This window comes from Marinagarivorans sp., assembly GCF_982758155.1.
The window spans coordinates 1-7,376 of record NZ_CEXWTU010000235.1 but is presented as its reverse complement, the minus strand read 5'-3'; the positions used below and the strand labels follow the sequence as shown (position 1 = coordinate 7,376).

5 protein-coding genes are annotated in these 7,376 nt (G+C 49.0%); all 5 read left to right on the top strand.

Annotated features, from left to right (window positions below; genetic code table 11):
- Nucleotides 1–119: 119 nt before the first annotated feature.
- Nucleotides 120–677 (top strand): LPS-assembly lipoprotein LptE, encoded by a 558-nt coding sequence (locus AC3A8L_RS18130; RefSeq protein WP_487963686.1) that lies wholly within the window; start codon nt 120–122, stop codon nt 675–677.
- On the top strand, nt 664–1,713 hold the full coding sequence (gene holA, locus AC3A8L_RS18125) for a DNA polymerase III subunit delta (protein ID WP_487963685.1): 1,050 nt from the start codon (nt 664–666) through the stop codon (nt 1,711–1,713). The genes AC3A8L_RS18130 and holA overlap by 14 nt, the downstream gene beginning before the upstream one ends.
- A gap of 413 nt (nt 1,714–2,126) precedes the next feature.
- Nucleotides 2,127–5,018 carry a ribonucleoside-diphosphate reductase subunit alpha gene (locus AC3A8L_RS18120; protein WP_487963684.1) on the top strand — a complete coding sequence of 964 codons (2,892 nt, stop codon included), beginning with the start codon at nt 2,127–2,129 and terminating at the stop codon, nt 5,016–5,018.
- Between the two features lie 692 nt (nt 5,019–5,710).
- Entirely contained in the window at nt 5,711–6,850 is a 1,140-nt protein-coding gene (locus AC3A8L_RS18115; protein ID WP_487963683.1) for a hypothetical protein, read from the top strand.
- Between the two features lie 255 nt (nt 6,851–7,105).
- A partial coding sequence (locus AC3A8L_RS18110; protein WP_487963682.1) for a transposase occupies nt 7,106–7,376 on the top strand: 271 nt, incomplete at its 3' end.

Below are 7,376 nucleotides of genomic sequence, written 5' to 3'. Positions count from 1 at the left end.
CTTAAAGGGGCGCATGCCGAGGCATGTAACGCTTTGAGCAACGAAGGTAAGGATGGCGACATCAAGCATTAGTGGATGAAATATTGCTTCCTCGCCCCCAATACCGAGATCCACCACCCATGCTGCGATTATCACCACTTCGGTTTGCTTTAATCGGCTTATTGGCCCTTACCCTTACAGCCTGTGGCTGGCAGCTTCGCGGCTTTAACAAAGGCCAGCTGCCCCCTGAGCTGGGCTTAAAAACAGACGACCCTTACGCCGCTATCGCACGCCAACTACAGCAAACCTTGGTGCGTCGCGGCGTAAAAATCACCCCAAGCGCACCGCTCACTTTGTGGCTAGATGCCGAAGATCTCGAAAAACGCACTGTCGCCGTCACCAGTATCGGTGCCGCAGCGCAATATGAACTGCGCCTAGAAATTGCCTACAGCTACAAACAAAAAGGCGCACAGCCCGCGCTACCCATCACAATCGCCACCCAGCGCGTATACGACTTCATCCCTGGCACTAACCTCGCCAAAGCCGAAGAGCAACAAACGCTGGTTAAAGAAATGCGACAAGAGCTGATCAACCGTATATTGCTGCAAAGTATGAAGTACGCAAATACCGTTACCCTCCCTGTCGAAAACACCAGCACCAGTAGCGCACAAGCGAGCAGCAGCCATGGCACGCATTAACGCCGAACAGCTAAAAAACCACTGCAGCAGCCCACTGCTACCGGTCTACTTCATTACCGGCGACGAACCCCTATTGGTACAAGAGGCCTGCGACATGCTGCGCCACGCTGCACGCAAGCAAGGCTACAGCGAGCGCGAGCTTTACCACACCGATGCCAATCTCGACTGGCAACAGTTACTGCAAAGCGCCAACAGCATGAGCCTGTTTTCCGAGCGCAAAATTATCGAAGTGCGCAGCCATACCGCCAAGCCCAACGATGCCGCCAAGCAGGCATTGCTGGAATACAGCAAAAACCCTAGCCCAGACACCTTACTCTTACTGATCTTCCCCAAAATTGATCGTGCCACGCAAAATACCAAATGGTTTAAAGCCGTTGATAGCGTGGGCGGCACCCTGCAAATTTGGCCCATTAGCCCTAAGTTTTTCCCGCGCTGGGTCGACCTACGTTTAAAGTCCGAAGGCTTACGCGTAAGCAGCGACGCAGTAGGCATACTGGCAAGCAAGGTTGAGGGCAACCTGCTGGCCTGCGTGCAAGAAATTCAAAAGCTCAAACTGCTGAGCGACGATGGCGTGATCGATGCCAGCACAATGGCCAACGCCGTGGTCGACAGCGCCCGCTACGATATTTTCACCTTAGTCGATCGCGCCACCGGCGGCGATGCCCGCGCAGCAGTACGCACCCTGCAAGGCCTACGCGAAGAAGGCACCGAGGCCACCATCATTTTATGGGCACTCTCACGAGAGATCCGCGCGCTTAACGCCCTACTGTTCACCAAACAAAATGGCGGCAGTATCGAAAGCGTAGCCAAGCAACACGGTATTTTTGATAAGCGCGTGCCCTTAGTACGCCAAGCCTTAAGTCGCCTTAAAGCCGGCCAACTCCGCTTATTGCTACGCCAATGCGCCCTAGCCGACCGGGCGATTAAAGGCGCCAGCAAACAAGATGCTTGGAGCTTGATTAACGACATCACTTTAATGCTTTCCGGTGTGCGTGCGCTATCCACAAAAGCCCTTCAGCAACAGCTCAATCAGTAAAGGTTTTTTTCGGCATAAAAAGCTGGCGCCATAAAATATAATTGTCTGTGCGAACATAAGCGCCACACCACTTTGCGCCGCGTCAATAACGGCGGCCCTTGGGGGTAGTTGTCCACAACTATACCCACAATTTATTCACAATTTACCCCCCGTTTCCTCCTGTTGCAACTTTGCCCAAACCGCATTATCTTGTAGCCCGAAACCGCACGACCCCCAACATATGGTGTTTTGCCCATTTTTAGCGCGCTTTTTTGTGCACGCCTTGTACAGTTTTTAGCACGACAGCAACACGCCGTCGCTTAGCGCTACAAAATGACACTTTTTTTGACCATTTTAAGACTTACGCGCACCCGAATAATTAGCCGCTAGGAATAATTAGCCGCTAGTAAGTTCAGCGCATTTAGGAGATACACATGCAAACAGATGCAGATTCAACACCGGTAGCCCCGCAAAAAGGCGCCAACCCCACAAGCGATGCAGTGCCTTCAAGCATGGCCGCCAACGCGCCGGGGCAATTGCGTGTGATTAAGCGTAACGGCACGGTTGTGCCTTACAAAGACGACCAAATCAGCATCGCGATGACCAAAGCCTTTTTGGCCGTTGAGGGTGGCGTTGCCGCAGCCTCTAGCCGTATTCACGAAACGGTAGAAAAACTCACCAACCAAATTAGCTCAACGTTCCGCCGTCGCATGCCTTCTGGTGGCACCATCCACATCGAAGAAATTCAAGACCAAGTAGAATTGATTCTAATGCGCGCCGGCGAGCATAAAGTCGCTCGTGATTACGTAATCTACCGTACCGAGCGCGCCAAATTGCGCGAAGCCCAAAAAAGCTTAAGCCGCACCGAATTCAAATACCCCGACATCAACGTTAAACAGCTCGATGGCTCTTTATTGCCGCTGGACATTGTGCGCTTAAACACCTTGGTCACCGAAGCGTGTGCCGGCCTAGACCATGCCGACCCTGCCGCCATTCTTACAGAAGCCATGCGTAACCTATACGATGGCGTTAGCGAAGAAGACGTAAACACCGCACTGGTTATCTCTGCCCGTACCTTGGTAGAACGTGAGCCCGAATACACTTTCGCCACATCGCGTTTGCTACTCGACAAATTACGCTGCGAATCCCTGCGCTTTTTAGGCATTGCCGAGCGTGCCACGCAAAGCGAAATGGGTAAGTTTTACTGCGAAGCCCTACCGGCCTATATTGAAAAAGGCGTAGAGCTAGAACTTTTATCGCCAGACCTTAAAGGCTTCGACCTCGACTTACTCGGCAAAGCTATTATCGCCGAGCGCGACTTGCAATTTACCTACCTCGGCTTGCAAACCCTGTACGACCGTTACTTTATCCACAGCGACGGCGTGCGCATCGAATTGCCGCAAATCTTCTTTATGCGCGTAGCTATGGGCCTTGCCGAGCGCGAAGAAGAAAAGAACGAGCGCGCCATCGAGTTCTACCGCTTGCTTAGCTCTTTCGACTACATGTGCTCTACCCCAACCCTATTCAACGCTGGCACCTTGCGCCCGCAGTTGTCCTCTTGCTACCTCACCACCATACCCGACGATCTGCACGGCATTTACGGCGCCATTCAAGATAACGCCATGCTCAGTAAGTTTGCCGGCGGCCTAGGTAACGATTGGACGCCAGTACGTTCGCTTGGCGCTTACATCAAAGGCACCAACGGTAAGTCTCAGGGTGTTGTTCCTTTCCTTAAGGTAGCCAACGATACCGCCGTTGCTGTTAACCAAGGCGGCAAGCGCAAGGGCGCGGTCTGTGCGTACTTAGAAACATGGCACTTGGATATCGAAGAATTCCTAGAGCTGCGCAAAAACACCGGTGATGACCGTCGCCGTACCCACGATATGAACACCGCCAACTGGGTACCCGATTTATTCATGAAGCGTATGTTCGAAGATAAAGACTGGACGCTATTCTCGCCGCACGACGCACCCGATTTACACGATTTATTCGGTAAGGCGTTTGAAGAGCGTTACGAAGAGTACGAGCAAATGGCGGCCGAAGGTAAAATCCGCTTGTTCAAGACTGTTCGCGCCTTAGACTTGTGGCGCAAAATGTTGGGTATGTTGTTTGAAACAGGCCACCCTTGGATCACCTTTAAAGATGCGTGTAACCTGCGTAGCCCACAGCAGCATGCCGGTGTTATTCACTCGTCTAACTTGTGTACCGAAATTACGCTAAATACTAAAGCCGACGAAGAAATTGCCGTGTGTAACTTGGGCTCGGTCAACTTGGCCCAGCACATTGAAGATGGCAAGCTGAACAAGAAGAAAGTCGCCGAAACCATTAAAACCGCTGTGCGTATGTTGGATAACGTTATCGACATTAACTACTACAGCGTACCGGCCGCACGCACCAGCAACATGCGCCATCGCCCTGTGGGCATGGGCATTATGGGCTTCCAAGATGCACTCTATAAGCAGCATTTGGCTTACAGCAGTAAAGAAGCGGTGCAATTTGCCGACGAGTCTATGGAGCTTATCAGCTACCACGCGATCGAAGCCTCTAGCGAGCTAGCCGCCGAGCGCGGTAGTTACGGCACCTTCGACGGTTCTTTGTGGAGCAAGGGCATTCTGCCTATCGATTCCATCAAAATCCTCGAGGAAAACCGTGGTAAAGAGTTCATCGAGATGAACCACGACACCACGCTCGATTGGGAAACCCTGCGCGAGAAAGTGAAAACCCAGGGCATGCGTAACTCGAACGTTATGGCCATTGCCCCAACGGCAACCATTGCGAACATTACGGGCGTTAGCCAATCCATCGAGCCGACTTACCAAAACTTGTATGTTAAGTCGAACTTGTCTGGCGAGTTCACGGTAGTTAACCCTTATTTAGTGCGCGATCTTAAAGAGCGTAACTTATGGGATAACGTGATGATTAACGATCTTAAGTATTACGAAGGTTCGTTACAAAAAATCGACCGCGTACCGGAAGATTTAAAAGTCATGTACGCCACGGCCTTTGAAGTAGAGCCACGCTGGTTAGTCGACGCCGCCAGCCGTCGCCAAAAGTGGATCGACCAAGCCCAAAGCTTGAATCTTTACATTGCGGGCGCTAACGGTAAGAAGCTAGATGTAACCTACCGTATGGCATGGTACAGCGGCCTTAAAACCACTTACTATTTGCGCGCCTTGGCAGCATCCAGCGCCGAGAAGTCCACCGTAGAGCGCGGCAGCCACAACGCTGTATCGTCAGGCGACAAAACCGACGTAATGGCCAGCGGCCCCGCCAACGTGCCAAAGGCGTGTTCGATAGATGAGCCGGATTGTGAGGCTTGCCAGTAATAGCAGCCAAGCAAGACAAGAGGTTTACACCCGCGAGGGTGTAGGCCTTTTTTTTCAGGTGAATATTTAACTTGGGATGTTTTTATGGGGTGTTTTTTAGAAGTGATTAGGAATAGATCGCCCTTCGTAGGCCGCCCCACCCTAACTTTCTGGGCACGCGGTGAATACCTCCCTGTAAGCTCTGCGTCGGCATCCTGCCTCCGACGGCCCTGAAAGTTAGGGTGGAGAGGTAATGATCATAATTAGAATACCTGAACTGAAAAAATGACGACTTCAATTCTAAACACGCTCTAGATTCTTAGTTAAATTACTTTTGGAGAAGACCTTGACGATTCTTACCAAAGGGAAGACCGCACTCGCAATACTGATATCATCCTTAGATACACTCACCGATAACAACGAAGCACAGACAAGACCCAACATTATTGACAAAGTACTATTTGATTGCTTTGGATGGCCAAAAGATGAATTTGAAAGACTCAGGACAGTTTAGCTTCAGAAGATTGAGGTATAGCTTGGCTCGCAATTAATTCTAAATACACGGAGTTTCCCATGCGGTGAACATACCCATGAAATTTGAAATAGCACGTAATGATACTTTATTAAACCAATAAGAGTTAGGAAGCCACGATATATCGGCTCAGTATTTTTTGATTTTCACACTAGATAAAATTGCCTAAAAAGGTCTGTATATGAACAAAGCTATTGGGAATTTTTTAACTGAACAACTTTATCCTGACCTGAAAAATTGGCTGCCTTCACTTTATAAAAAAATGGAGACGCCCATAAGAAAATTAAACGCGCCAACATACCACTCCCCCAAGGAATTATTAGATGCCCTAAAAGCAAATCAAATTAAACCTAATAGCTGGGTAACTTTAGAGTGCAAGCCGTCATTATTTGGCCCTTACCTTAGAGATCACTTCCTCGCGCCTATTATTGGAAGCAACTCGAATATGCGATTAGGCCCACGAATTGTAGCTGACGACCCAATCATGGCAATAATGGGGCAAACTTGGTCGCACTTAAAGCCTGTAGGAATATATCCTCCGATAGGAGATGATTTATATCAGACCTGCCTCTATCCACAAGACTCTTCAGCTTGCGGCATGATTAGCCTTATTCCAGGCATTTCCAAAATGGTTGAATATATTCCAGCAATTTCAAACTCACAAAATCTAACGTTCTGCGGCGTAAGCTGTAATGCGAGAGGGATAATCAGACAAGTAGACCCAAAGCTACTTATTGAAGCAGGAATTCCCATTGAAAAATATGAGGAGCTTCGTCAGTCAGGAGATATTTGGTTCTTGGACCTATCCAGCGAAGAAAGCGAAATAGAGCCGCATTATCAAGCAACAACATTAGAAATGTGGGGCGGACTTTACGCTAGCGGGCGCATAGAAATTAGGGATGGGCAATTAAATGGGAAGCATATAATTTTAGGGATGTGCGAATTGTATCGACAACACGGTTTTGAACCGCATACTTCAATTGGTGAAGGGAAAGTCAAAAATACATTAATCTACTCAAAAGGTATCAGAACTACAATTAGCCACGATGAACCATGTTATTCAATACATATGGATGCTGAAATCGGACTGCAATATGGAGAATATAAACGGAAGTTTGACTCAATTTGTGAGGGTAACTTAAAAAACATTATCGACGCTGCTCGTGATGACTCGGTAGATTTAGCAAACCCAAATGACCTTGACTTTAGTTATACAGACTCGACAAATGCTTATTCCATTCTAAAGTCCCTAGGGTCAGAACACATAGCAGACCCAGTAGGGATTGCAATAAGAGATTGGCATAGAAAAAGGGGGAATTAGAATATCGGAGTCTTTCAAGCTAGTTGTCACAAAAAAAGTAATCAGTGGTCAATTCTCTCTGGGTTCAGCGCCACTGATTCAATGCTCCCCCAGTTACGCGTCTCGCGAGACCAGCGGTTGGGGTTTTGTTCCTTCGCGGCTTCGTAGGAAAACAAACATAGGGGGAAACATAGGGGGACACACACTCTAAAATCTGGACAAAAAACGATCATCCGCTAGGCTTAAGGTATTGCCCTCTGCCGCTAGGTGATTACCATGACAAAGGCTCGTAAAGTCCAGGTTTCGCTAGATGCAACGCCTTATTATCATTGTGTCAGTAGATGTGTCAGAAAAGCATTCTTGTGCGGCCGAGATAACCACACAGGGCAAAACTACGAGCACCGTCGTCAATGGATAGAAGACCGCTTGTTGTTATTGACTGAGGTCTTCGCCATCGATTTGTGTGCCTATGCCGTGATGTCGAATCACGTACATACCGTATTGCACATCAACGCTGCCGAGGCCCATCATCTGACGGATTTAGAGG